Consider the following 26,128-nt stretch of genomic DNA (forward strand, 5'->3'; position numbering starts at 1 on the left):
GCCCAAACCCCAATTACTTGTAATGGTTTCCTACCGAGTTTATCTATTAATGTGAGAGCTATAAGTCCACCTGGAATAGTAAAAGCTCCCTCTATCAGTAGTTGAAAAGTTCCAGAGTTCATACCTAGACTGTTAGCTATTAAACTTGGTCCAAATAGTATTCCAGCGTAAGCTACAATGTCGAATAGGAACCATAGAATGGCGGCTGTTAATATTAATTTCCAGTTAGCTATAAAATATTCAGTTAATTTGACGTTGTCCTTAATGTCTTTTACATTACTTACTTCTAGTCTTGTAACCTCTTTAATTACGTTTTTAAGCTCATTTAAATCGCCTTTTATTCTACCTAAATACCTAGCAGTTTCTGGTATCTTTCTTCTAAGGTAGATTACGGATGCTGCTGGAATACTCCCAGCCGCTAATACGATTCTCCAGATAAGATCTGTTGGAAGTCCCATTGTTTGTAGTATAAGATATAATCCCGCAGCGGTACTGGCTCCAAAGCCCCAGAATAGTCCAAAACCTAATACTAAGGTTTTTCCTCTGTCTTTAGCATTACTGTGTTCAGCCATTATCGTTGGCGAGAGAACGTAATCTGCACCAATTCCTAAACCTAAAAGAAATCTAACTATTATTAGTTCAAGGGGGTTTTGTACGAAGGCTTGTAGTAACGCTCCAAACGTCATCAATGTAACATCGATTCCATAAAATTTCTTTCTACCCATGTTTGATAAGAAACCGAAAAGTATTGCTCCAATTGTAGCGCCAATTAACGCAGCACCGGTTATTAGTGATGTTGTTATTACATAGTCTGGGCTATTTTTAGTTATACCAAATGAGGCTAGCACAGAGAGAAGTACTATACCGATAGATGATAGATCATAGCCATCCGTGAAAACTCCCATTCCCGTTGTTATTAACGACTTTGCGTGAAACCAACCGAATTTCGCCTCGTCTAACGGTTTGAATACGTTCTTTACATTCATGTGTGTAAGTTATAAAGAGAACTTTTAAGAATAACGTAAATAATCTATAGATTGATCGTTTTCCTATATAATCTATATAGTATCCTAGTTTAGCATTACCTTAGCTGACCGTTGTATCTTTTTCTCACAACTTGGAAATCCTCAAGTAAGCGAGAGAGAAGGTAGCAAAACATCACCTTTTAAGATTAAGCTTCAAAAGTAATCGCAAAGATTAACGAAACCTCCAAATAGTATAGTGCGCTACTACTTGAGTAACTTATTAAACTCCGCTATGCAACCTAAGCCAGCGGTATAGACGAGACTGATGTTAGAGTAGCTATTATTTAGTAGAGTATAGACAACGATTTTGTTAATTTAGTATAAATTATATAAAGTATCCGCTTATCTTCAATTCAACATATGATTTAGTTATAGACGAAGAGAAAATGTATTAATTCTTAATACTCTTTTTTCCTCCAAAACTTTGTTACACATAGCAGCGTTAGACGAAAGCGATACTAAAGGAATTTAAACTAAGTTTCAAATCAAAAAGATTGTTGTCCACGCTTATATGGTAAGTAGTTAAACTTTTAACATTTTGACTGAAGATTAAAGTATATGTCGTTCTTCAATCCAGAAGAGATAAGAGGCTAGTAAATAAGAACAATTCTGTATTAGTCGTATGGGATGTGCAGGAAGGGTTAGTAAATTCGATTTTTAATAAAAACGAGTTTATTGCTAAGCTGAAGGAACTGATAGAGTCTGCTAGAAAGTATAATGTGCCAATAGTTTATACAATGATTACACCGTATCCTGAGAGATTTCAGCCTAGAATAAGGCGTTCATTCAATCCAGGTGATATTTACAAGGAAGTTTATCCAAAAGAAGGTGATGTGATCTTAAGGAAGAATACTCCAAGCATATTTGTAGGAACGAACTTTGAGCTAATGTTAAGAAACGCTGGTATTTATTCAATAGTCTTCACAGGTATAGCTACTGATATTGGAGTAGAAACTTCAGCTAGGCATGCACAGGCTTTAGGTTTTATACCGATTGTTGCAAAAGAGGCTGTATCGTCAGCGGACAAAGAAGCACACGAAAGGTCTCTACTAAATATGCAAAGACTAATGCTTGTGTTAACAAACAAGGAGATTACTGAATTGTGGGAAAGATAATCAAGGTTGGAAAAAGGTAGTCACATCGATGTTTTTTCCACTGGCTAAGACTAGCCTAATTGTGTAATTGTTTCCAGAGGTAAACTGCTGAGGGTTAATGTTAAACTTTATTTTTATAGAATTGTAACCTTTTGATAGAGTTTTCGGTGTTATTTCATTCGTTGAATAGTCAGTATTTAAAATGGTAGAACTAAGTATTTGATCTTCAATATCAGAAGAGACTGCAATAAATGCTTCTCCATTGCTTCTTAGTATCCCACCGTGTGAGATAATATTGACTGTCGGAGGAGTTGATGTGGTCTCAGCAGAGGGAGTTGAAGAAGTAGTTTCACTGGGAGCTGAAGGAGTTTGAAGAGGAGGCGGTGGAGGAGAAACTGGTTTTTTAATGGTTAATAAATTAGTAAGCCCAATGTATGTAATAATTAGACCTATAAATGCCAAAAGCCCACCATATTCTAGTTTAAAGATAAATAAGATTACTCCTAAAATTAGAACTAATCCTCCTATTGACAAATAATTATTACTGTAATGATCGCCAATTAACTTATATGAAAATCCTAACAATATTAGTGTTATAAATGCAAATATTTCTAATAACGTTTGTAATGAAGCGAGTATTGAACTGGTAACGCTAGTTAATACTAGAGATAATGTATAAGAAACAACTCCAATTATTGCCAAGATCGATAATACTAGGAACAAGAACGATATTACGTTATTTATTCCAATATTTATCTCTGCCTTCGCTAGATTAGATAAACCTCGTTGAATATCAAGGTATGCTAGTATTACTAGTAGTGCGGAGATTGCAGATGAAGGCAGTAATATCAGAAAGTCTTGTAGTGGATTGGGTAACCCTAGAGATTGCATGATGTATGTCAATAGTATTGCTATTAGTTCAATGAGTATTATTATGATGATTTCAATATTACCTCTCCTTAAATAGCTTAATCCTTTATATTCCGCTTCAGTGTAGTTCATCGTTTTATATAATCATATCGCTATTAAAAATGTTTCTAAATTTGTATAATTATTGAGCAGCTTTCCACGAAACGAAATAATAGCCAAAAGGAGGGTAAAATAGTTTAAGAACTATCTTATTTCTATCAATTAGTAAACGATGGTTTGGGATTGGAGATGGTATTTGAGGACCATCTATTATTACTAAATCGTATTTTTCCGCCTTTACATCTATAAATCTATAACTCTCAGGGAACCTAATTTCTAATGTTGCGAATAGGGTAGGTTGCATTACTGATAGACCGTCCATCATTTCAGGGTCTCCATATCTCTCTATTGTTTCCTTTTGCGTGAATGTGAAGTAGTTAGACTGGATTACTTTAAATCCGTGGATTATTTTCTCTCCAACTTTCGTTGGTGGAGCTAATGCTAATTTAATGTAGGCCTTTTGAGTTCCCAATTCAATCTTCTCAACAACTACTTTACCAAATTCCCTTTTTGGTTTATAGACTTTTACCTTAGTTTTAACCTTATCATCAGCTGACCAGTAACTACTATCTTCAATATATAAAAGGCCATTCTTTAATACGATAGAGTGAAATTTAAAGCTCTTAGTTTTGCTCCTATCTTCATAAAAGGTTACTTTGACTTTTTGTTCTAGATTAAGGAATTCGGGATTTCGAATAAGGTGAAGCTCGAACTTGTTATTATTTAGCTCTCCATTAATTTGAATTAGCCCTAATTTGTTAAGGATTAATATGGCCTTGTATAATTGGTTCATGGGAACTTTCTTTGATTTTGGAAGCTGTCGGGATGTAATATGACCGTTATTTTCTAACAAGCTCTTAATAATACTCAGCAAGATTTTTGGTTTCTTCATATTCTATATATATGTAAAGAAAGCTTATTACTCTTTTTTTCCAAATTATATGAAGATCGATTGGTATATCTATAAAAAAACTTTTTACTTCTATTTTACCACTCTTCTTCCTCTTCTTCCCATAAGTCCTCTTCTTCCTCGTCCCAATCTTCCTCTTCTTCCCATAAGTCCTCTTCTTCCTCGTATATCATTATACCACTCCATTTTAACCTTAAACATAAGATTAAAATGTTTTTGGGGGTAAAGTAGAGTGTGTACACGTCTTTATTCGCCTTAGTTCTAATAAGTTATACAGATAAATGATGATTTTGACTCATGTAAGTATTGTCTTCACTCCCTTATCAGATAAACTTAGAAATGTAAGAGATATTTTAGTTATAAGATTCTATATGAGATCTTTTATCAATATATCCTTATCTAATGAGAACTTTTTATAACAGACGGGGGTTCAAAGGGGGCGGAAAACTTCGCCTCTTTGAGATGGATCCCTTTGTAGAAAAGTTAAAAATAGGAAAATAACGAAATACACATCAATGCCCACCTTAGGGTTTCGCTTCCGTGCATACACTGACGAACAAACCCTTAGGGCGTTAAAAGCCCAGTTGAAGTTAACATGTGAAATCTACAACACCTTAAGGTGGGCAGACATATACTTTTACCAAAGGGATGGGAAAGGACTTACGCAGACTGAGTTAAGACAGTTGGCTCTAGATCTGAGAAAACAAGATGATGAGTATAAGCAACTCTACTCGCAAGTGGTTCAACAAGTAGCTGACCGTTATTCCGAAGCTAAGAAGAGGTTTTTTGAAGGTTTAGCACGTTTCCCAAAAGAAAAGAAACCTCATAAATACTACTCCCTTGTCTATACGCAAAGCGGTTGGAAAATACTTCACGTTAGAGAAATAAGAAAAGGCAAGAAGAATAAGAAGAAACTAATAACGCTTAAACTATCAAATCTTGGTACGTTCAAGGTAATAGTTCACCGAGACTTTCCCCTTGACAAAGTAAAGAGGGTAGTAGTGAAGCTAACAAGATCTGAGAGGATTTACATCACTTTCGTAGTTGATCACGAATTCCCCAAGTTACCTAACACGGGTAAGGTAGTGGCGATAGATGTTGGTGTAGAAAAGTTGTTAATAACGTCGGATGGTGAGTATTTTCCTAATTTGAGACCTTACGAGAAAGCGTTATGGAAAGTGAAGCATATACACAGAGAACTTTCAAGGAAGAAGTTCCTCTCTAATAATTGGTTTAAGGCTAAGGTTAAGCTTGCTAGGGCTTATGAGCATTTGAAGAATCTAAGAACGGATCTTTACATGAAGTTGGGCAAGTGGTTTGCTGAGCATTATGACGTTGTGGTGATGGAAGGTATTCACGCTAAACAGCTTGTGGGTAAGTCCTTGAGGTCTCTGAGGAGGAGATTGAGTGATGTGGGATTTGGTGAGTTGAGGGGTGTGCTGAAGTATCAGCTGGAAAAATACGGTAAGAAACTCATCCTAGTTAATCCTGCATACACTTCCAAAACTTGTGCTAGGTGCGGGTATGTGAAAAATGACTTGTCTCTATCTGATCGTGTTTTCGTTTGTCCCAACTGTGGTTGGATTGCAGATCGTGACTATAATGCTTCTCTTAACATCTTACGTGGATCGGGGTCGGAGCGACCCTTAGTGTGGAGCTCCGCCCTCTACCAGTACTCTGGCAAGGTGGGGCTGTGAAGCAGGAAGCTCCCTCATTTATGAGGGGGTAGCTCACAGGCGATGAGGAATAAACGGATATATGTTAAGCTAATAGACCAGATTTGAACATAAATATCAATTACTGTTTACAATATCGATAAAGTTATCATAGAATAGATAGGAAGTTTTAATGATATTTTTGAGGTTTTGACGGTTTTAAGTCATAACTGTTAGCCCTAAGAGTATGGATAACAGTTTCTTTAATTTGAAACTTAGTTTAAAATTCCCTAACACCACTTTCGTCAAATGCCTTAATTATGTAATAAAAATTTTTGAAAAGTGGGTTTAAAAATCACGACATCCTTTATGTCAACTACTGAATCGTATGTTAAATTGAAAATCAATTAATACTTTAAATGATTTATACTGAATAACGAATTGTTGTCTAAACTCAGTCCTAAAATACAAAGAATATATCGCATGAATGTTTAGGAATTTGAGAGGCGAACTTAAAAGTCAAGGAAGTAAATGATCGAAAGCTTTTCATCTAAGGTGTCTAAGAAAACTGCTTCATGATGCAACTTTAATTTGTTGCTCAACAATATAAGTGTGCTATGAGATATGATGTAATAATTATTGGTGCTGGCCATAATGGTTTAGTTTCCTCAATATATTTAGCTCAGAAAGGCCTTAAGGTATTAGTTATCGAGGCCAGGGATAGACCCGGAGGAATGGCTGACACTGCAGAATATAAGGGGGTTAAATACAGTAGAGCATCTTATGTATTAGGACTATTTCCTAAAAGAATCCAAGAGGAATTAGGGATAGTTTTTCCCACGATTGACTCAGATATTGCAGATGTTTTTGTCACGGAAGAGGGAAAGGTTGTGAATATATGGAGAAATAAAGAGAAGAGACTCGAGGAACTTAAGCGCCTAGGTCAATACAAATACCCTAAAATGGAGGAGCTACTGTTCAAGATTAAGGAGAAGATTGAACAAGAGATGCAATACGTTATCAAACCACCGTCATTTGAGGATTTCAAGAAAGCAGTAGAAGGAACTGAACTTGAAATATTTACTCAACCATCCAGAAAGTTTCTAAATGAATACTTAGATGAGGAATTCCAGCCCTATTTCTCATATGGATTTATGTATGATTTGCCAGCGTACGTTGTAGCATATTATTTTAGTCTAGATTGGAAGATAGTGAAAGGAGGAATGGGAAAAGTAGGAGAAATGTTAATGAGTAGAGCTAGACAATTAGGCGTAGATTTCCTATTCAATACAAAGATAAGTGAGATAGTTATCAAAGATAATGTGGCTACTGGTGTGAGAACTGACAATGATAAAATTGTTGAGAGTAAAATAGTGATCAATGCAGCAAGCCCGGTTCTACTGAACAAATTAACCAACGGACTGCTTAAAGTTCACCATCCAGAGTTTAGACCAAGATGGAAGAGGGATACTTTAGTGCTAAGGGAATTACCAAATCTACCAGATTATATGAGAAGCCATTTAGATACGTTATTTACGTTACCTATAGGCGAAGTTACTATTCCTTCTGCTGTTGATAATAGCCTAGGAGGTCATGTGATGACAATAATGGGTAGTTATGAAGAGGCTAAAGAGTTCTTCCCAGATTTGGAAAAGAAGGTGATATATATTGATAGACTAGATGCATATAAGCTCGAGAGAGAATATAATGCCCCCTACGGCGATATGAATCATATGCCAATGTACACAGAATACTTATTCGATGGCAGACCGGTTAAAGGTTGGGGATACGCTACTCCAATTAAGAACCTCTATATAACAGGCTCAGGGACTTACCCAGGAGGACAAGTTACTGGAGTACCGGGTAGAAATGCTGCAATGAAGATTATGACTGATTTGGGTATTGAATAATGCAATTAACTATAAGATCACTCGAATAGAAGTCTAGAGGATTTTCCTAGAAATATTGAAGAAGTATAATGTAGAGATATTAATAAATGTAATGAGTTGGTCTAAAAGTTTTAGATATCCTACTTTAGTACGATGAACTTCAATAGAACTTTGAAAGAAAATGGAATAGAATATTTACGGAAGGAAGAGTTAGGAGATTACAAGAGAATCGGAAAAATTTTCCTTATTTTTTACTTTTCGGTTGCAGTCTGCTGGGAGACACCATAAGGGTTGGAAGAGGAGAAAAAGTAGAAATGCTGGTCCGTGTCGTTGGGCTTGTACGAGTTTCATAACCTTGTAATTGAGGGTTAACTTCATCATGACTGCGCATGAAATGAAGATATATTGCAAACGGAAGAAAGGTATATCAACTAATTTTTAATATTCTTTTAGCATTATCTCTCATTATCTTCTCGTTTTTTAAAACGTTGTATACTTGGTAAGCGTACTCTGCTAGATCTTGCCCCTTGAATGCTGGGAAATCACTTCCGTAAATTACTTTATCGGATATCTCATGTATTCTAGGTAGGACTTTCAATATATTCTTAGGGGGTATAGATGAGATTTCCAAGAAAATATTTTGTGTAAAACGTGCCATGTGGAATGCCGTATTATACCATAATGGCCTCCCTGCATGTGCCAAGATTATCCTAAGCTTAGGAAAATCCTTTGCAATATCATCAGCGTAAATTGGATCAGCGTATTTGTTTCTACTCCCCACTCCTATACTGGTTCCAGTGTGAATTAGGATTGGTAAACCGTGATCTTCAGCAAATTCATAAATGTAAAGTAGTTGCTTTAATCCTCCTTCCTCTTCCCTATAGGCATTAGGTTTGAATGTGTGATGTACAGGGTGTAACTTAATTCCTATGATGCCTAATGAATATTGTCTTTCTAACTCTCTTTTAACATCGCATTTTAGTGGGTTTACCTCTCCCCACTGCATATAAAGGTCTGGGTTTCTCTTCCTTTCCTCGTAATCAATGTAAAATCCATCGTAACAATCTTCACTATGACATGGATGTGAGGGAACAAGGAGGATTTTTTCAATTTCTACATTATCGTTCTTTAAAGTCATCCTTGTTCCTTCAACATTTTCTAGGAATTCCTTACAATGTTCTGGGATCTTTCTAGCATATATGTGATAGTGAACATGAGCATCAATGACTTTTATCATCAAGATTAGGTATGTTTCTTTTCTATTATTAATACCTATCTTCGATTTTGAAATGATGAAACTCTTCCTGAGACGCTATTATCTTTAGTATTACCCTCTTAGCCTCTTCCTTATATTGAATTATATTTATATCTGGAGGAGTTAGTCCTCTACATCTCATCTTTAGTATTTCATCTCTTATATCTCCCATTTTCTTAGCTAGAGCCTTAATTTCAGTGTTGTCATAACCTAGAGCCTCAACTAAGTTTCTAGTCACCCTTATGTTCTTCCTTAATTCGTGGAAGTCTGTAATATCTTGTATTTGATGCAAAGAGGAGAGAATTCTATTATATATAGTAAGTCTGACCCCGTATATCTTATCATTTACGAAACAAACTTGAAGTTCTCTAACATCCTTTAGCGCCCTAATAGCCAGCTTAGTTCTCTCTCCATTAGCTATTTCACAAATATCCATATCTCTGACCTTTCCTAATCTTTTAATTGCCTCTTTTGCTAAGAATAGGCATTCCACGTTTTCATATACTGGATGGATAGCGTATAGCACATCGAAATACTTTCTCACAGCCACTCTCATATCGTGAATTTCCTCAACGCCAATACCGTTTATTTGGATAGCCTTTTTGAGCTGTAGGTTAAGGTAATCCTTAACTTGTGATATTGTCAATTCTTCTCACTATCTCCTTCTGTACCTCATCAAATTCCTTGTCAGTGTATATTATGTTTTCTCTAGAGGAAATTGACATTAAAGCTTCTTGAAACCTATTAATATAATCTATGTAGGCCTCAAATGTGTCCTCCTTGATGCATATATCTATTCCGGTTTCTAATGGATCCAGATAACCCCTTTTCTTTATTATCCTTCTTACTATTTCATCTGGTGTTGATATCAGTGGTAAAGAGATTGAAGGTTTAGGAAGCATTGAGAGGACGTCATCTATCCATTCCTTCTCTAAACCTCTGGTTAATCCCCAAGAAGTTAATGTTAATGTGTAACCATCAGCTAAGGCTATAAATCCAGAATCTATTGATGGTTTAACATAATTCTCAATTTGGTCAGCCAAGTCTGTGACATAAGCTAAAAACAATGTTCTCCTTTCAAATATTATATTCCTCTTGACTTGTGCTATTCTATCTCCTATTAATTTAGACATCTGTAACCCAAATGTAACTACTCCATATCCTTCTTTCTCCAAATACTTTTTAGTAGCCTCTAGATGAGATGTTTTCCCAGAACCTTCAATTCCCTCAAAGGCTATTATCAATATATTCACCTAAAATTTTTCTTATATCAATCTGAACGTCCTTTAATGGTCTATTTCCGTCTATTGTTATGAAGTTGCTTTCCTCTTTAGCTATTTTATCGTAAATCTCTACAATTCTACTCTGATATTTTAAGAAGCCCTCTTCTAAAGGTATCTCACCCAGTATATCAATTCCAGCCTCTTGTGGTTTTATTTTTCTCTTAGCTTTCCTAATTCTCTCCAAAGCAATTTCTGGAGTAACCCTTATGTAAAAGGTAAAGTTAGGCTTTATTGCGAAGGAGTATAGTCTCTTCACCCAATCAAAGTCCACGTTCCTAACAACATCTCTGGCGTAAGCAGTATATACGTATCGATCGCATATTACAACGAATCCGCTCTTGAGCATTGGTAAAATATATCTTTCATATCTGTCTGAGAAATCAGTGGCGTGAATAAGACTAAAGGTTATTGATGTAAGCATATTCTTCTTTTTTGCCTCCTTTATTATATCGTGGATCCATTCAGATGAGTTCCATTCAGTTAGGTAAACGTCTCTTCTCATTTCAATCCAATCTTTTAGTAATACAGCTTGACTGGACTTTCCAGAACCATCAATACCTTCAAAAGCTATTAATAAGCCTCTCATACTCTTACACCGACAACGTACTTGTCTATACTATTCTTTACTATATTTCCGAAACTTAATAACTCTTTTTTTGTAATATCGTCCTTTAAAAGTTTCACATGTTTTTTCTTAACTTTCCCACTAGCAGCCTCACAAATCAAACCAATTAACAATACCTCATCTAGAGTAAAACCAGGTAAAACTGATTCCTTGATAAATCTATAGCAAGCCCTAAATGGGTTGAAATACCCTACCATTTTAAAGATTAACGATAAGAGAGCAGAGGAAGCGACATAGAAGGAGTACTTACTATCAACCTCGCTCATTACCTCTTTAAAAATTCCGAAAGGAGGATCAATTGCATTAGAATATGATATTTCTTCCAACCAATTCATCTTATCCAATTTCTTACCTTCAGTTAATACTCCCTCTCTCATACCGAAAAGGGAGACAATCATGTCGCTCCCATTGAGATATTTTATAAGTTCATCAACAATTACTGAAGCTGAATGTATAGTTAAAGCCCTTTCCTTACTTATCCCAGGGAGGGATTTCCTACTCTCATCATCTAGTGAAGGTAAAAGGGAGGCATATTTACTAATTTGTTTCGAAGATAGTAAATAACCGTGTACTGACTTTGTCGGAAAAGAAGATAGCTTGAGATCGAGCTTAGCTAGTGCCCTAACGTTCCCTCCTGAGCCAACCATGATATTAGCTTTCTTAATATTTATAGTTGAGAGCTCATCGGATACTTTTTTTCTAATTTCCCTTTCTGGAAGGCTAACTAATTTCAATGCTCCAATTGGCAATTGATGCACTCTAATTATATTACCCGAGGTAACTTCGGCTATTTCCAATGATCCCCCACCTAATTCGAAAAATATTCCGTCAGGAATTGGGAGCGTGTTTAACATACCCAAAGCGGCATAACTCCCTTCTTCCTCTCCGGAAATTACTCTAACTTCATTTTCTATTATTTTGCTTAGCCTTAGCCTAACCTCGTTACCGTTAGACGCATATCGAAATGCGCTAGTAGCAACTATTTTGACTTCATCTACGTTTATGCCATTTAATATTCTTTTAAAAATAGTAAAAGTCCTTTCTGCTTTTTCGACTTTTTCCTCTGGAATAGTATCTCCTTCCTTTAATCCTTCTCCTATTCTAACGAATGATTTAGAAGAACCAAGCGCTCTGAACGTTCCGTTACGAAAAACTTGGTAAACTACCATTCGAAACGAATTATAGCCACAATCTATAACTGCCGATATCATCTAAATCAGCTTAAGAACTTTCTGGCTGAGTAGGATTTTCAGGGTCCCTCTTCCTTCCTTCAGATCATAATCTAAAACTGCAACCCCACCTTTCTTAATCTCAACGTTAGCTCCACTTATCGTCTTTACGAAACTGGATAAATATGGTTCATGACCAACTACGAGAATTGTTGAGTTATCAACGAAATCCTTAAGTTTTTCCAAAAATAGAGAAGGTTCCTTATCTGGAGTCAAATCATCGAAAGTTTCAACTTTTTTCTCACTATTGTCATCGAAGAGTTCCTCTAATATAACTTCGGCAGATTGATAGGCTCTCAAGTACGGACTGGAAACTATTCTATCTACGTTAAATCCTAATTCCTCCAAGAAATTAGCCACTCTTCTCATCTGTTTCACTCCTTTTTTTACTAGTTTTCTGTCCTTATCCTCTTTACCATCAACTTGTGGTTCAGCGTCCCCATGCCTCACCAAGATTAAAGTTATCATATCTATAATACCGTTTCAGAATATTTAAACATTTTTATAGCATAGTCATATAATTGTACAGTTGTTTTAAAAATTTAATAGTTCTTTCCGTATGCGCAGTTATAACAATTTCTACGTTAGAGTTAAATGAAAGGTCCTGCACTATTAATGATAAGAAACTGATTCACTAGTTAAGTTATCATATTATTATTAAAGCGAACCGTTTCTTCTTATCAAAATCAGAAGAATTTCTTGATAGCAACAATATTATTCAAGGGGCTCTTGCAAAGATTTAAATAAATAAGGAGGGAAATAGTTAAGTAAAAGCTAACGTTAGGAAGCAATAAGGTAGACGGAGAGCTATTAGAGGGTGGAGGAAGTTCAGACTGTTTTATTGATCTGTTGGACATTTTTTCACACTGAACTATTATTATCTTCCTTTCAATAATCTCAAGTGTACAATTTAGGTTTGCAATGTCTCTTGAATATTTGTGGAAATTCAGCAAATCAATAAAGCGTGTTCGAGTAAAATGTTAAAAACTTTAGTCTTCATGAAGATATTTAACTGTAGTATCACCAGTTACTGGTGTAGGTACAGTTGATATTTGATCTTCATCCAAAGGAAACCATTGAGGAACTTGTAGGTAGAGAGAAGGAGGTTGAGCATTGTATTTCGCAGATTCTTTCTAAAAACTGGATAATAATTGGCGGTCAAAGAGAGATTGGAAAAACTTCATTAATGAAAGTTGTTATAAACGAGATAAAGAAAAGGGAGCAAATAGCCGGTATTTATATCAATTTAAGAGGAGTAAGAAGTTTAAATTCGCTTCTTACTATTTTAGTTTCAGAAATTAATAAGGAGAAAATCTCATGGAGGTTTAAAGTTAATATTAACTTTCTAATAACTTCAGCGGGAATTGAAATAAGAGGAGGTAGCAAAAGAAGGGTAGTAAATAGTTTAATAGAACTCCTAAACTCGTCAGATGAGATAGTAATCGCATTCGATGAGGTACAAGAGTTGTCCTTTGCGTCTAAGCAGTTTTTGGACATCTTGGGAAACGTTTACGCAACTAATCCCAAAGTTCACATGATATTTTCCGGTTCTTATGTGGGTCTTGTTAAAGCTTTATTATCACCTCCGTCAGACTCTCCGCTACATGGAAGACCACCTACTGAGATTAGACTGTAACACATTTGCATAACTTTTAAATACTTTTAATCATTTCACAATATGATCTTTATTATGATTATGTTTATATATTATTTCCTCTACATTATAAATTGATGAACTCCATACTGATGACGGGCTATGCTCACGAGGTATTGGGGCGACAAATACGGATGGGAGGGTAGTGGTGTTTCCCTCGACTAGCCCCAATGAGTTGAGGGTGAGTGTGTATGAGCCCTCAAGAGGGGTGCCCGTGGCGGAATTAGAAGTGGTTAAAAGTAAGCAGAAGTTACGCCACGGGTAAACACTAAAGCCATTTGATAGGGAAAAGTCAATTTACTTTTTAGAGAAAGGAATGCAAGAGCTAGGGATTAAATTCAATAGGCATGACGAGGTTATTGAAAAATTAGATGGTATAGCATTTATCGGAAAATCCTGGCAGTTCAAGAGGCCCATAAAAACTTTTTAAAATTAGAACCTTTAATTTTGGTATGACCAAAGAATTGACGAGGGAGGAGTACTATAAGGCATTGGAAAAGGCAGTTAACGAGGTCATACTATCCATGACTGGAACGAGGAAGGACGTTGCCAAGAGGCTCGTCCTGGGGGCGGTTGTGGGAAGAAATGCTACCGAGATAGCTCAGGAGGCCGAGATGGACTACGAGACCGTGCTGAATAACTTGGACAAGGCAGCTCAAGCCAAACTAATCGAGGTCGTGAAGAAGTTAGTCGGGGATCATCCTGTCCTTCTCATAGTGGACGACACCCACGACCACAAGCTCTACGCTAGGGCCATGCCGGTCTCCAGAAACGGGGCGCAGATCTTCTACTGTAGGGCGCACAAGAGGTTCGAACCCGCGATCCAACTCCTTGTGATTGGCGTCAAGGATCTGGTGAACAACCAGATCTACGTTAGTGCTTTCAGAAAGTTTATAGCTTTAGGCAAAGGATATATCACTAGATCATAGTCTAAGAACTTTTCCAAAATACTAGTGATCCACATAATTGCCTACATACCCCGAAAGGTGGAAGAGGAGCTCAAGCGTAGGGGTGAGGAGGTGAAGTTCAAGACCAAGATAGATGCCCTCTTGGAGTTTCTCTCCTTATATAAAACATATTAGTCAGATCTGCGTATTACAGATCTGACTGGGGTTGAGGCCGTTGCTCTCCTTGGGCTTAGAGCTCGAGAGGGAGCTTGGCCTCCTCCAATTCGGACCGGAAGTTGGGCTTGAAGCCCGAATAAAACATAAGGGTGAGTATACATGGAGGCCCCAGTCGCCGGAATAGATGTTTCAAAAGATAAATTAGTAGTGTACTTCCAAGGTAAATACTATGAATTTCAAAATAATAAGCAAGGTTTTGAAGGAGTAAAGCAAGTCTTGCCAAAGGGTTGCAAAGTTGCTATAGAAAGTACTGGAATTTACCACATCAACTTGGCTAAGTACTTGGGTAAGGAGTACGACGTGAGGATTATTAATCCCCTCGTACTCAAGAAGTTCAAGGACATTAGGGGTAAGAAGAGTGATAAGAATGACGCTAAAAAGCTCGCTGAACTAGTTATAAGTATGGGCAGTGAGTTTACAACGAGTGAGGCTAAGGAGTCAACAAGCCAATGGGATTTTATTACAAGGAGCATTGTTAGGGTTAAGAATAGGCTAAGGAGGGATTTAATACTTCTAGGCTATAAGGACAGTTTGTCCAAGAAGAACTTGAATGAGGTATTGAGGGGGGAGGATAATATAGTATTATCTGAGGTTAGGTTCCTCTTGGACGAGTTGGAGAGGCTTAAGGTTAGGAAGAGGGAGATTGAGGAAGAGCTTGAGGATCTTGTTCCTAAGGATAGTTTGATCTTCACTAGTATTTCCGGAAAGTTCTTAGACTTCAATTTTATCTAATCCTAGGTATGTTATTGCATTAAGATTAAATCTATACTTATTTTCTTCAAAGAACTGTTTAATACAGTTTTTAACGTCTTCTATCGTATAGAATATTTTATTGCTCATGTAGTTCTTGAGGGACTTGAAGACCGCCTCAGCCATATTAAGCTCAGGCGAGTAAGGAGGAGTAAACACGGGATGAATACCCTTCCTGCGACAAACCTCAAGCGTACCCTTAGTCTTGTGAGGAGAGTAATTATCCATGACCATGTAAACCCTACCACTACCCACACGCCTCTTAAAGTACCTCAAGAAATACTTAACGGATTCAGAGTTAGGCCTTTTAGCAAGAGAAACCACTACTTCGCCGGTCCAAGCGTTTATAGCTAGAATAACATAGATTGAGGAAAAACCTATATTGACGCGCATTACGGGCTTACTGCCAACCTTAGCTAGAACCTTCTTAATTGACGTGCTAATTACTGTCCTACACTCGTCTAGAAAGAACAGTGCCTTTCTTTCCAATTTCTTTATTTTTTTTTTAAAATCTTCCCACTTGTCCTTTTCTGCTTGGATGTTGGTGGGTCTGGGTTTTACTAGGTTGTATCCTAGTTCGTGGACTAGTTCGTATAGTCTGGATTTCTTGTATTCTATTCCTTGTTCTTGTAGTGCTATCTTGAGTGTTTTCATTGTCCAATATTCTTGTTGTATTCCGTATTTTTGGGGCTTATCTTCCAGAATTTGTTTTATCTTTTCCTCTTCTACTTTTCTGGGTCTTCCTGATCTGGGCTTGTCCTTTAGTCCATCAAGACCTTCTTTCTTGTACTTGCCAATCCACAATTTTATCGTGGAATAGCCCTTGTTAAGCATTTTCGAAACTTCTTTCTCCGATTTACCATCAACTACGTGCAGCTTCACTGCAAGAATCCTCTCCTTAATTCTCGCGTTCTTCTCTTCCTTATAAGCTTGAACCAAATCTTGCATAGTTCAATCTGGTAATACTAATCTATAAACTTTTCGGAAACACTAACGATTCCGGGTATTGGCAGAACGCTGGGTTGTATAATTTTAGCAAGAGTTGGTGATGTTAAGCGTTTTGGTAACAAGAAGAGGTTTGTCGCTTATTGTGGTCTCGATCCTCTTGTTGAATCCAGTGGGAAGAGTGTTGTATCGAGAGGCATATCTAGGAGGGGTGATGCTGTTTTGAGGAGGGCTTTCTATCTTGCAGCTTTAACTGCTATCAAGGTTAATCCTATTATCAAGCGTTTTTATGAGGAGCACAAGGAGAATTTGAAGGGTAAGAAGTTGATTATTGCTTGTGCCAGGAAGCTTGCTGTTATTACTTGGGCTGTGCTGTATTATAATAAGCCCTTTGATGCTAGCGAGTAAAGCAGGTGACATCACTTGAATAAGTAGTGTGTACTATGCTCGATTTTCACTAGTATTTTGGAAAAGTTCTTAGACTATGATCTAGTGGTATATCCTCTGCCTAAAGCTATAAACTTTCTGAAAGCACTAACGTACTTTGTTGATTTGTTCAATTTGTCTCATTAAAACGATATTGTATAACACTAATTTTTCAGTAATTAATATTTATTTCAACGTTCCTCTCAAGCTTACACCCTAATGCCCGGAGCCCTACCGACTACAGAATTCGCCAAGTGAACCATCCACGCGTAAGCCCAGAACTTGAGCTTAGCCTCAACTACTTGTCCAGCAAAACTTGTTGCCCTAACCGATTCCCCAAAAGTACGCTTCACCGCAGAGAACAAGGACTCGACCCTCCACCTAACGCCATAACCCTTCTCCTCCCTCCAACGATCATAACCCAACTTCCTAAACTCCCGCACAGCCTTACGTCTAGCAAGATGGCCCCTTTTAGTAGAAGCGTTCTTCTTGGGAGGAACTACAACCTCAACTCCGGTCTTGTAAACCTCATTGGCGTCATATGTCTTATCTCCATAAAACTTCTTGACCTTCTTTCCCTTATCTTGAAGATCCTTAACTGTTTTTACAGCGCTTTCAACCTCGTTGCTAGTGACCTCAGCGTTTATCACGTTGAATTCGTTATTGTCCATTACTATCTCGATCTTGAGGAATTTTGAATCCCTAGTCTTACCCCACTTGGCAACAATGTATTGTCCTCCCGTGTTTGTGCTAATGCCTGTAGCGTCTGCAATTACTTCAAGTTCGTCACTTGCCTCGGGGAAGGTTATTTTCATGTTCCTCACTCTCTTCCATATTGTTGAGTAATCGAGGCTTGTGGGGATGATCTTCAATTGTTCTAAGGCTCTTAATACTCCTTCTATTGCTCTGTAAGGTAGGAAGATGTGGAGGAAGGCTAGGAATTCGTCGAACTCCTTCGGAGCTTTATACTTTGTCCTAGCGTTCCTGTTCTCCTCTGCTAATAAGTCCCACCAATGTTCGAATACGTAGAAGGGGAACATCAACTTATATCTAGTAATGACGTTCTCGTCGTACTTGCTCCAGTCCCTCTTGTACTTACTCTTTCCCATAGGTAATACTTAAACGAATAATTTATAAACTTTTTGTACAATTCTGAAGCAATCCACAAAGCAATTTTCACGGAAAGGTTTTTATACCGGAAGCTCCCTCTCAAGTTTGAATGTAAAAGCTAGGGTCTTCGACTCATGGTACGTGAACTCGAGGACTCTCCAATGGAATACTGTGGGGGAACTCAAGTCCAGCGCGCGAGTCGTCGAGGGTGGCAGATCCGTGCCCGTTAGCGAGTTCCCCCAAGGGGAGTACCTGGTAGAGTACTTGGGTACTCCCATAAAGTTACTTGTTATAGATGATTATAAGGGTTACGGGAGGAGGTATTTCTTCTCCACCGACCTTAACGACACGGCTGAAGATATCATAACGACCTGGGAGAACCGTTGGGACATAGAGGTCTTGATCAGGGAGCTCAAGGCCTTGGGACTCGAGGGTGGGTCCTTCTTGACCTGGGTTAGGAACTCAGGCTTCGTGGCCTTGAAGGCTCTCTCCCTCCTCGTTGTTCAATACTTCAAGTACTCCACGGGTCTGATGCTCGGGGCCAAAAGGTTGGCCAGATTGATAAAAAGTATTTACCGTGAGGCGGGTGGGATCAAAAAACTGTTCAAGAGGAGGAGAAAACCGTAAAGTGCTAATGGTATTGTTGGATGGTTGACGCTCTTCGGTAATTTCTACGCTGTGAGAAAATTAGATTTTGAAATTGCATTACGTGAGACTATTGGAGAGGGCAAGAAAATAATGCTGGAGGAATTTAATCATTTCCTTTCAAATAAGGAAAATAAACAGTTATACTGTAATATAATGAACGTGCTTAAACTAGCTAGTAAGTGGAAAGATATTAAAAATGGTGTCGAGATCAGAATGGGCAAAGTAGATGATAAAGTTTTCAGTAACGCGTTACAAAATTTAGTTAACTTTAACTTCGTTTCAAAAGTCGATGATGAGTATAAGATTGTTGATCTGATGTTAAAGGAAATAGATTTCAATAAGTGTTAAAAAAAGACAAGGAAAATTACTTCTTAATTAGTCTTTTAATTTCCTCCCACATCTCGTCAATCTCCTCTTGTATGCCCTTTATTTGTTCTTCAGTGAGCTGTTTAAATCTTCCTTGTAATTTTAAATACTCCGCTACTGGTTTCCTATTCTTCTTCTCAACTAACGTCTTACTCACACTAGTTAGTTTAAATTCACCATTTTCTATTTCAAAGAGTGGCCAAACTCCAGTCTCAACTGCAAGTTTTGCAATATCGATAGTTAATTTAGAATCGAAACGCCAACCAGGTGGACATGGGGACAATAAGTGTATATATCTAAATCCTCGAATCTGTTTAGCTTTCCTCATCTTAGCTTCATAATCATATATGTAAGCAATTGACGCAGTGGCAACATATGGTACTTTATGTTCTGCAATGATGAATGGTAAAGGCTTTTTAACCTCTCTCTTACCTTCAGGAGTTGTAGTAGTCCAAGCCCCCTTAGGAGTTAAGCCTGAACGCTGAATTCCAGTATTCATATAAGCTTCGTTATCATAGCATATGTAAAGGATATCCTCATTTCTCTCAGCAGCACCACTAACTGCGGCAAATCCTATATCACCAGTAGAACCATCACCAGCCCAAACAGCCACTATTGCGTCATTATCTCCCCTCATTCTTAGGGATCTAACAATCCCAGAACCTATTGCAGCAGCTGCTCCAAAGGCACTGTGAACTACTGGTACAGTTGAAGGCATCCCATTAGTATCTCCCATTATTATCGTAGTACATGAAGCTGGAACTACTAGCACTGTCTTATTCCCTAAAACTTCTAGGGCTACGTCTAACTCTTTAGGTATTGGACAGCCTGGACAAGCAGCATTTCCTCTGTAGAATTTAGGCATTCTCTTCGGTGTTACTTGACTACTCAAAACAGCCACCTCTCTTCTTCTAAATTATCGTTAATTAGGTCTTCAATTACCTTTTGGAAATGACGTGGTCTGACGTCCTTCCCACCAATACCCGCTACTACACTATAAACTGGTACTCTATACCCATAAAGTGCAGCCTTTATCTCATTCACTAAGATGCCACCATAACCATATGAGTAAGCTCTATCGAAAACCACTACACCTTTCATTGACCTTAAATACTCCTCAACTTTCTCCTTTGGAAATGGTCTAAACACTCTGATTTTAAGCAACCCAGTCTTAACTCCACTATCCCTTAATCTATCAACCGCAGCTTTACCGTCACCACTCCAAGCACCCATGGTAACGAAAACGTATTTAGCATCTTCACATTTATAACACTCAACTAAACCATGCTGCTTCCTACCACTTATTCTTTCGTACTCACCCATTATTTCTTCAATAACTCCTTTTGCTCTCTCCATGGCTTTCATAGCCTCGTATCTATACTTGATATATTCCTCTGGAGTAGCAATTGGTCCAATAGCAATAGGGTCGGAAAAGTCAATTAGATTAAATTGCCTAGGCGGTAAAAAATTATCTACCTCATTATCCTCCAATACCTCAATTCTTTCCATTGTATGAGTTAATATGAAGCCGTCAAATCCCATCATGACTGGTAAGATTACCCTCTCATCTTCTGAAATTCTAAAAGCTTGTATTGTCATATCGTAAGCTTCTTGCACGTTTTCTGCCATTATTTGAATCCATATGGCGTCTCTTTTACTTACGAAATCTTGATGATCATCCCAAATACTCCATGGCTCAGCTATAGCTCTAGTTGCAACTGCAGCAACAATAGGAACTCTTTGACCTCCGGCCCAATATATCATTTCAGTCATGTATAGAAGTCCTTGAGAAGAAGTAGCAGTGAAAACTCTAGCACCAGCTAATGCTGCACCATAAATTGAAGCTAATGCTGAATGTTCGCTTTCAACCTTTATTAACTCAGCCTTTAATTCCTCCGAAGAAATATACTCAGAAAGTTTCTCCAACATTGTAGTTTGAGGAGTTATTGGGAATACTGCTAAAACTTTGGGTTTAGCTTGCTTAACAGCATAAGCAACTGCGTGATTACCGACTAAAGCTAGAACTTTCCTCTTTAAAACTTGCATTATTTATTTCACCTCCCTAACCATATCTATAGCCTTAGGTGGGCAAACTTGTGCACAAACGCCACAACCTTTGCAGTAATCATAATCAATTTGAGGATATAGGTTCTCTAGGAGATCAATGGTATTTTCCAGACAATAAAGTACGCAAAGTCTGCATTTAGTACATTTATCGTAACTAATCACTGGTTTCTCTACTCTCCATAATCCGGTTTTTCCAGCTGAACCTATCTTTGGCCTTGCAACTGGAACTCCTATTGGAACTTTAATCAACCCTTTTCACCTCCTTATATCCTATTTCAACTGCCTCTGCATTCAGTTCACCGATTTTTCCGGGAAATTCCTCCTTTACAGCCTCTTCCAATGAGTGTAAGGAAGGTTGGCCCAAGATTCTTGCTAAAGCCCCTATCATTGCTGTATTAACAATAGCCCATCCAGCTACTATTAGTCCTAATTCTTTAGCAATATTGGTAGCGTCAACTACATACTCATTCTTCCAAATTCTTTTAGGTGTATTTGTGTTCAATAGCAAGAACCCGTTTTCCTTAAGACCCTCCGTAACGTTAATTAGTTGGATCATTGATACATCAAATATTGCTACACCATCTGGATTGTAAACCTCTCTATGTAAGAGTATTGGCTTATCTGATAGTCTCACAAATGAAACAACTGGTGCTCCCCTCCTTTCTCCGCCGAAAAAGGGAATAGATTGGGCGTATTTGTCCTCTAAAACCATCGCCTTCGTCATAAGTTCTCCAGCGGTAACTATCCCTTGCCCACCTCTTCCTCTTAAAGCTAATTCAATAAGAGTCATTTTGTCACAATTATAATATTCCAATTCATAGGAAAAAAAGTTGTCCCAAAAAGAAATATAATAAAGATATTTAACAGCGTTTAGTCAGATAATTTTTATATTCTGATTAAAATATGATATTATGATAGTATGAAATACGCGGAAAGATTTAATTAGTTAGTTTACGTAATAACTTTCATGATACAAGAGCATTTACCTCTTATAACTGGCAAAGGTAGTTATATAGATGATATTAATCCGAAGAATGTAGTTTACCTTCACATAATTAGATCTCCAATAGCTAGGGGTATAATAAAGAGTATATCCAAACCGGAAAGCGCACTCTTATCGTTAACATGGGAAGATGTGAAATTATACATGCCAGTGAGGCTATTTCCAGACCTAGCTAAAACTGCACAAGTTGCTAAAATGCCAGTATTGGCTGATGGTAGGGTCAACTTCGTAGGTCAACCAATTTTAGCATTTGTGGTTGAAGATAGGTACAGGACTGAGGACGTTGCAGAGGAAGTTTTAATTGATTATGACGAATTAAAGCCAGTAGTTGATCCTGAGGAATCCTTAAATGCGGATCCCATTCATCCAGGTTTAAAAAGTAACATCTCCATAGATCAACTTTTAGAAGGGGGAAACTTATCATTAAAAAATAAGGCTGAGGTTGTTGTAAGTAGGAAACTTAAGCAACAAAGGGTAGTTTCAAATCCAATGGAACCAAAAGGTTTCATCTGTTGGTGGGATAATGATATACTAAACGTTTACGTTTCCACACAAGCACCGTTTGGAGTAAAGAATGATCTAAGGGAAATTTTAGGTATTTCTCCAGAAAAGATAAGAGTTTATTCCGCGCCTAACGTAGGAGGAGGATTTGGGAATAAGAGTGGGGGATACCCAGAATATGTCCTAGCAGCGATAGCTTCCTTGAAGCTTGGTAGGCCAGTTAAATGGATAGAAACTAGAAGTGAAATGCTAGTCAATACTCAATCCTTAGGTAGAGGGGAGGTATCAGATATGAGACTTTATGCTACCAAGGACGGTGAGATTTTAGGAATAGAAGGCACTATAATAGCAAATATAGGTGCTTTCGATTACGGAATAGGCTTCATTGCTCCTTTATTTATTGCGAGACTATCTAATGGTCCCTATAAGATGAAATTCGCATCGATAAGAGCAATGGGAGTATTTACTAACACTCCTCCAATGGGATTTTATAGGGGTGCTGGTAGACCAGAGGCTGCTTTAATTCATGAGACTTTGGTTGAGGATTTGGCTGAGGAGTTGGGTGTGGATTCTGTTGAGATTAGGAGGAGGAATTTGATTGGTGATAATGGTTATGTTACTCCTTTGGGTGTTAGGATTGATCCTGCTGGTTATAATGAGGTGTTGAATGAGGCTGAGAAGTATTATAGGAAGGCTAAGGAGGTTTATAAGGACAAGGGAGTTTCAATAGTTACGTTCGCCGAGATAGTCAGAACTTCGCCAGGTGAAGGTGCTAGAGTTAAGATAGAAAACGGTAAAGTACATTTTTACTTGGGAATAGGTCCACATGGTCAAGCTTATGGTAGCACATTCAAGAGACTGGCATCTGAAGTACTAGGTATAAGTGAAGATAAAATAGAGATAACTACTGGTAGTTCTGAGATAGTTAAAGAGGGAATAGGTAGTTTCGGTTCTAGGGCAGGCACTATAGGAGGTTCTGCCGTGATAGCTGCTGCAACTGAATTACTCAAGAAGTTGAATACTAATTCTTTAAATGAGAGTGAACTAGTTAAGTATGAAGGTGTTGAGGCTGAAGTGTTCTATAAAGCTGATGATATCTTTGCCCCAGGAGCTCACGTAGCTGTAATTGATGTAGATAAGGAGACTGGATTTATTAGAGTTTTGGAGTATTACGCTGTTGATGATGTTGGTAGAGCTATGAATAAGGAAGAGATAGAGGGACAAATAATTGGAAGTGTCCTACAAGGGGCATCACAAGTTATAATTGAAGCTATGAGATATGATGAGAGGGGAATCCCATTATGTTCCTCAATTGCAGATTGTGGAGTTCCAACAGCTTTGGAAGCTCCTTTAAAGGTAAAAACTGAGTATATAGAGTATCCCTCTCAGCTTTTGTCCAGAAGTAGAGGTGTAGGAGAGGCCGGCACGACCGGCGCTTTACCAGCTGTTTTCATAGCAGTGGAAAAGGTTACTAAAAAGAAGTTTGATAGAACCCCCGTAGATCCTTGGATATTAGTTTCCTCTACATAATAAGGTGTACGATTATAGATCAATAAATGGAAAAAGAGATTTATAGCCTTTAGCGATATATAACTGAGGTTTTCAAAATTATATACTGTCGTTATCATAATATTCTAATATGATCAGAAAGAGAAAGGACTTTTTCCCTATTTTATAAAGCCGTAGGTGCTGCTTAGTTTATCAGTTTAATGTTTTTACACCAAATCACTATTATTTTTCCTATTGATTAATATCAGATATATGATTTCTATTTGTGAAAATTTAACAAATCTATAAAACACGTGCTATTCAAGTCAACTGTAAATTGTAATATCTTATATGAAAATAATGGTAATGGTTCTTTCTCTTAGTACCTTTAGTATAATGTTCGCTCACGCTAGTCCCCTATTAGTCTTTGAAATATGAAATCAATTATTACAAATACTTCTACAGAAACAAATTGAAATCGTGAAGGAGACGTAAATCGCCCAGAGGCACATAGAAGCAAGCTTAATATCTAGAAATTAATATAAACTTTACTTAAAATTCTCTAGTTAGTAGATAACACTTGGCCGTGCACTTTTATGATCCTATCGCTAATAAACCAATATAACTATTTGATCAAGTTTATATTAGTGAAATTCAGCACCGGTCTCATAGTTTTCCTACTCGTGTTAATTTTTAGGTAATAATCTTGGATTAGACTCAATTATCTTTACTAAGTTATCTAAAGTTTTTAACTTCTCATCGACTTCCTCCTCTTTCTCTTCAAGTTGTTTATGTAAATCGGTAAGTTCTTTTTGCACTTCTTCAAGCTTTTTCTTGCACTTTTCTTCAATTTCCTTAAGTTCATCATTACACTTATCAAAGTTATCGAGATATTTTATGGTAGCGTAAATGATCGAGGCTACAGCTATTCTCTCATCTTCCGTTAATTGTTCTCCGTGCACAAACTTATCTAATGCAATAGAAAGTTGTTTTATCCATTCTTCAAGCATAATAATCATACTAGTAGAGGATTTATATTTGTTTTTCGTTTTCGTAATTTCGACCCTAATTTCCCTTCTGTACCGCGTATGAGAAAGTTTAAATTAGTATGCGAGAAGAACATTAAATTGATGCCTTCGTTCGGCATTATGACAGATATTGTAACTGAAGAACTTAAGGAAGAGCTAAGGAAAAAGTTAGGAAGGGAAATTCCTAGTGTTACTGTGGAGTTTGTTAACTACCTCCCTCCTCAAGTATTGGCATATGTAAGGGCTAACGATTACACAATATACGTCAACTATGAACAGTATATGAGAGCTAAGAGAATGGGATACGAATACGATTATTTGTACGTTATACTACTACACGAATACTTACATATTATCGGGATTGCTGATGAAAGAGAGGTAAGGAGGATAGATTTAGAAATGGTAAAGGACAAGTTTGGTGAAAATAGTACAGCATATAAAATAGCCTTAAATCTAGCAGACCCTAGGGATATACATTTAAATGAATCTCAAAGATTAGGCGGAAAGCCAAATACCTTTATGTAATACAAAAATATTTATTTTCTTGGTTTTACATTTTAGTTAAGAGTAGTTAGGTATCTGAATTAGAAGGGAAATGTTTATATAGAAAAGAAATAAGATACTCTTGTGCAGGATAAAATAGAAATTTATGGCGAAGAATACGATGAGAAACTTTCTGTAATATTAGCCGATCCCAATTTTTTAATTACAAATCTGCTTGGGGCGTCAAATGTTGATATTAAAGAAGGCGACTTTACTGCAGAAGTTCCTTTATCAGCACTACTTGGTAAGGCTACAATAGTAATATATGGCAAAGTCTTCAGATCCCTAAACTCTATAACTTATGTGATTAACGTTGCCGGATATGGTCCAGATAAGGGTGGGAAAATAAGAGTCCAGTTAGAAAAAGGTAAGATAATTATTGATGTAGAATTTAATATTCCATTAGGGTTTTTAAATGCAAGACTTATTAAATCGAGAATAGCCGATTTCAAAAACAAGGCAAATGAGTTGATAAGACTAGAAAGGATAAAGAGAAAAATTTAACTTTAGTATAAAATACTTTCAAAACTCATCGAGCTGA

General features: G+C 37.2%; 22 protein-coding genes and 7 pseudogenes. 13 read left to right on the forward strand and 16 right to left on the reverse strand.

Translation table 11 applies throughout. The features are described 5' to 3' along the window. Positions 1-8: 8 nt before the first annotated feature. Positions 9-986 (reverse strand): annotated as a pseudogene (locus tag SSOP1_RS05965) (MFS transporter); the annotation flags it as partial. A 597-nt stretch (positions 987-1,583) separates the two neighbouring features. On the opposite strand from SSOP1_RS05965, the pseudogene SSOP1_RS05970 reads away from it, so the two are divergent. Next, a pseudogene (locus SSOP1_RS05970) lies at positions 1,584-2,140 on the forward strand (cysteine hydrolase family protein). On the opposite strand, the gene SSOP1_RS05975 reads toward SSOP1_RS05970, so the two are convergent. Both SSOP1_RS05975 and SSOP1_RS05980 read right to left on the reverse strand, forming a co-directional pair. Next, positions 2,141-3,121: a DUF973 family protein gene (locus SSOP1_RS05975; protein WP_009988684.1), complete on the reverse strand. Its 981-nt coding sequence runs from the start codon at positions 3,119-3,121 to the stop codon at positions 2,141-2,143. 49 nt (positions 3,122-3,170) lie between these two features. Then, positions 3,171-3,980, reverse strand: a complete 810-nt coding sequence (locus SSOP1_RS05980; protein WP_010923234.1) for a hypothetical protein — start codon at positions 3,978-3,980, stop codon at positions 3,171-3,173. Positions 3,981-4,513: 533 nt separating this feature from the next. On the opposite strand from SSOP1_RS05980, the pseudogene SSOP1_RS05990 reads away from it, so the two are divergent. After that, positions 4,514-5,727: pseudogene (locus SSOP1_RS05990) on the forward strand (RNA-guided endonuclease InsQ/TnpB family protein). A gap of 543 nt (positions 5,728-6,270) precedes the next feature. Further along, entirely contained in the window at positions 6,271-7,563 is a 1,293-nt protein-coding gene (locus SSOP1_RS05995) for a phytoene desaturase family protein (RefSeq protein ID WP_009992797.1), read from the forward strand. Positions 7,564-7,969: 406 nt separating this feature from the next. Here SSOP1_RS05995 and SSOP1_RS06000 read toward each other — a convergent pair whose 3' ends face one another. The 6 genes from SSOP1_RS06000 to sixA are packed head-to-tail and all read right to left on the reverse strand — an operon-like array spanning position 7,970 to position 12,402. Further along, on the reverse strand, positions 7,970-8,779 hold the full coding sequence (locus tag SSOP1_RS06000) for an amidohydrolase family protein (protein WP_009992798.1): 810 nt from the start codon (positions 8,777-8,779) through the stop codon (positions 7,970-7,972). A gap of 28 nt (positions 8,780-8,807) precedes the next feature. Next, positions 8,808-9,443 carry a CHAD domain-containing protein gene (locus SSOP1_RS06005; protein ID WP_009992800.1) on the reverse strand — a complete coding sequence of 212 codons (636 nt, stop codon included), beginning with the start codon at positions 9,441-9,443 and terminating at the stop codon, positions 8,808-8,810. Further along, entirely contained in the window at positions 9,424-10,050 is a 627-nt protein-coding gene (locus tag SSOP1_RS06010; RefSeq protein WP_010923237.1) for a dTMP kinase, read from the reverse strand. The genes SSOP1_RS06005 and SSOP1_RS06010 overlap by 20 nt, the downstream gene beginning before the upstream one ends. Then, positions 10,025-10,666 carry a dTMP kinase gene (gene tmk, locus SSOP1_RS06015; RefSeq protein ID WP_009992803.1) on the reverse strand — a complete coding sequence of 214 codons (642 nt, stop codon included), beginning with the start codon at positions 10,664-10,666 and terminating at the stop codon, positions 10,025-10,027. The genes SSOP1_RS06010 and tmk overlap by 26 nt, the downstream gene beginning before the upstream one ends. Next, complete coding sequence (locus SSOP1_RS06020; RefSeq protein WP_009992804.1) at positions 10,663-11,916, reverse strand: Ppx/GppA phosphatase family protein; 1,254 nt, start codon at positions 11,914-11,916, stop codon at positions 10,663-10,665. The genes tmk and SSOP1_RS06020 overlap by 4 nt, the downstream gene beginning before the upstream one ends. After that, positions 11,917-12,402, reverse strand: coding sequence for a phosphohistidine phosphatase SixA (sixA, locus tag SSOP1_RS06025; RefSeq protein WP_009992806.1), 486 nt, complete (start codon positions 12,400-12,402; stop codon positions 11,917-11,919). Between the two features lie 577 nt (positions 12,403-12,979). On the opposite strand from sixA, the gene SSOP1_RS16255 reads away from it, so the two are divergent. From SSOP1_RS16255 to SSOP1_RS06040, 4 genes and pseudogenes are all read left to right on the forward strand, one after another. Further along, complete coding sequence (locus tag SSOP1_RS16255) at positions 12,980-13,570, forward strand: AAA family ATPase (RefSeq protein ID WP_010923238.1); 591 nt, start codon at positions 12,980-12,982, stop codon at positions 13,568-13,570. A gap of 91 nt (positions 13,571-13,661) precedes the next feature. Continuing rightward, positions 13,662-13,853, forward strand: a complete 192-nt coding sequence (locus tag SSOP1_RS17895) for a hypothetical protein (RefSeq protein ID WP_080514960.1) — start codon at positions 13,662-13,664, stop codon at positions 13,851-13,853. A 187-nt stretch (positions 13,854-14,040) separates the two neighbouring features. After that, a pseudogene (locus SSOP1_RS06035) lies at positions 14,041-14,652 on the forward strand (hypothetical protein); the annotation flags it as partial. A 159-nt stretch (positions 14,653-14,811) separates the two neighbouring features. Continuing rightward, a pseudogene (locus SSOP1_RS06040) lies at positions 14,812-15,405 on the forward strand (IS110-like element ISC1190 family transposase); the annotation flags it as partial. An 18-nt stretch (positions 15,406-15,423) separates the two neighbouring features. Here SSOP1_RS06040 and SSOP1_RS06045 read toward each other — a convergent pair. Continuing rightward, on the reverse strand, positions 15,424-16,410 hold the full coding sequence (locus tag SSOP1_RS06045) for an IS630-like element ISC1048 family transposase (RefSeq protein ID WP_052885467.1): 987 nt from the start codon (positions 16,408-16,410) through the stop codon (positions 15,424-15,426). 45 nt (positions 16,411-16,455) lie between these two features. Here SSOP1_RS06045 and SSOP1_RS06050 point away from each other — a divergent pair. Continuing rightward, positions 16,456-16,815: pseudogene (locus SSOP1_RS06050) on the forward strand (IS110 family transposase); the annotation flags it as partial. Positions 16,816-17,042: 227 nt separating this feature from the next. Here the strand turns inward: SSOP1_RS06050 and SSOP1_RS06055 are convergent. After that, positions 17,043-17,942 (reverse strand): IS5-like element ISC1058 family transposase, encoded by a 900-nt coding sequence (locus SSOP1_RS06055; protein WP_010923619.1) that lies wholly within the window; start codon positions 17,940-17,942, stop codon positions 17,043-17,045. 91 nt (positions 17,943-18,033) lie between these two features. Between SSOP1_RS06055 and SSOP1_RS16265 the strand changes: the two are divergent. Both SSOP1_RS16265 and SSOP1_RS06070 read left to right on the forward strand, forming a co-directional pair. After that, a pseudogene (locus SSOP1_RS16265) lies at positions 18,034-18,570 on the forward strand (ISNCY-like element ISC1217 family transposase); the annotation flags it as partial. Between the two features lie 24 nt (positions 18,571-18,594). Further along, positions 18,595-18,939, forward strand: coding sequence for an ATP-binding protein (locus SSOP1_RS06070; RefSeq protein WP_010923246.1), 345 nt, complete (start codon positions 18,595-18,597; stop codon positions 18,937-18,939). 16 nt (positions 18,940-18,955) lie between these two features. On the opposite strand, the gene SSOP1_RS06075 is transcribed toward SSOP1_RS06070, so the two are convergent. From SSOP1_RS06075 to SSOP1_RS06090, 4 genes are read right to left on the reverse strand one after another with little or no spacing between them, the layout of a single operon-like run. Continuing rightward, positions 18,956-19,849, reverse strand: a complete 894-nt coding sequence (locus tag SSOP1_RS06075; RefSeq protein WP_009990066.1) for a 3-methyl-2-oxobutanoate dehydrogenase subunit beta — start codon at positions 19,847-19,849, stop codon at positions 18,956-18,958. After that, positions 19,846-21,003, reverse strand: coding sequence for a pyruvate ferredoxin oxidoreductase (locus SSOP1_RS06080; RefSeq protein ID WP_009990065.1), 1,158 nt, complete (start codon positions 21,001-21,003; stop codon positions 19,846-19,848). The genes SSOP1_RS06075 and SSOP1_RS06080 overlap by 4 nt, the downstream gene beginning before the upstream one ends. Before the next feature lie 3 nt (positions 21,004-21,006). After that, positions 21,007-21,273 carry a 4Fe-4S binding protein gene (locus SSOP1_RS06085; protein ID WP_009990062.1) on the reverse strand — a complete coding sequence of 89 codons (267 nt, stop codon included), beginning with the start codon at positions 21,271-21,273 and terminating at the stop codon, positions 21,007-21,009. Next, on the reverse strand, positions 21,266-21,814 hold the full coding sequence (locus SSOP1_RS06090; protein WP_009990061.1) for a 2-oxoacid:acceptor oxidoreductase subunit gamma family protein: 549 nt from the start codon (positions 21,812-21,814) through the stop codon (positions 21,266-21,268). The genes SSOP1_RS06085 and SSOP1_RS06090 overlap by 8 nt, the downstream gene beginning before the upstream one ends. Before the next feature lie 177 nt (positions 21,815-21,991). Here SSOP1_RS06090 and SSOP1_RS06095 point away from each other — a divergent pair, with 177 nt between their 5' ends. Beyond that, a complete protein-coding gene (locus tag SSOP1_RS06095) occupies positions 21,992-24,058 on the forward strand; it encodes a xanthine dehydrogenase family protein molybdopterin-binding subunit (protein WP_010923249.1) in 2,067 nt (688 codons plus the stop codon). Positions 24,059-24,702: 644 nt separating this feature from the next. Here the strand turns inward: SSOP1_RS06095 and SSOP1_RS06100 are convergent. Next, a complete protein-coding gene (locus SSOP1_RS06100; RefSeq protein WP_009990060.1) occupies positions 24,703-25,026 on the reverse strand; it encodes a hypothetical protein in 324 nt (107 codons plus the stop codon). 120 nt (positions 25,027-25,146) lie between these two features. On the opposite strand from SSOP1_RS06100, the gene SSOP1_RS06105 reads away from it, so the two are divergent. Together SSOP1_RS06105 and SSOP1_RS06110 are read left to right on the forward strand one after the other, a co-directional pair. Then, on the forward strand, positions 25,147-25,569 hold the full coding sequence (locus SSOP1_RS06105) for a hypothetical protein (protein WP_009990059.1): 423 nt from the start codon (positions 25,147-25,149) through the stop codon (positions 25,567-25,569). A gap of 102 nt (positions 25,570-25,671) precedes the next feature. Then, entirely contained in the window at positions 25,672-26,091 is a 420-nt protein-coding gene (locus SSOP1_RS06110) for an STK_08120 family protein (RefSeq protein ID WP_009990056.1), read from the forward strand. Positions 26,092-26,128: the final 37 nt, after the last annotated feature.

Source organism: Saccharolobus solfataricus (genome assembly GCF_900079115.1).
Lineage (GTDB): Archaea > Thermoproteota > Thermoprotei_A > Sulfolobales > Sulfolobaceae > Saccharolobus > Saccharolobus solfataricus.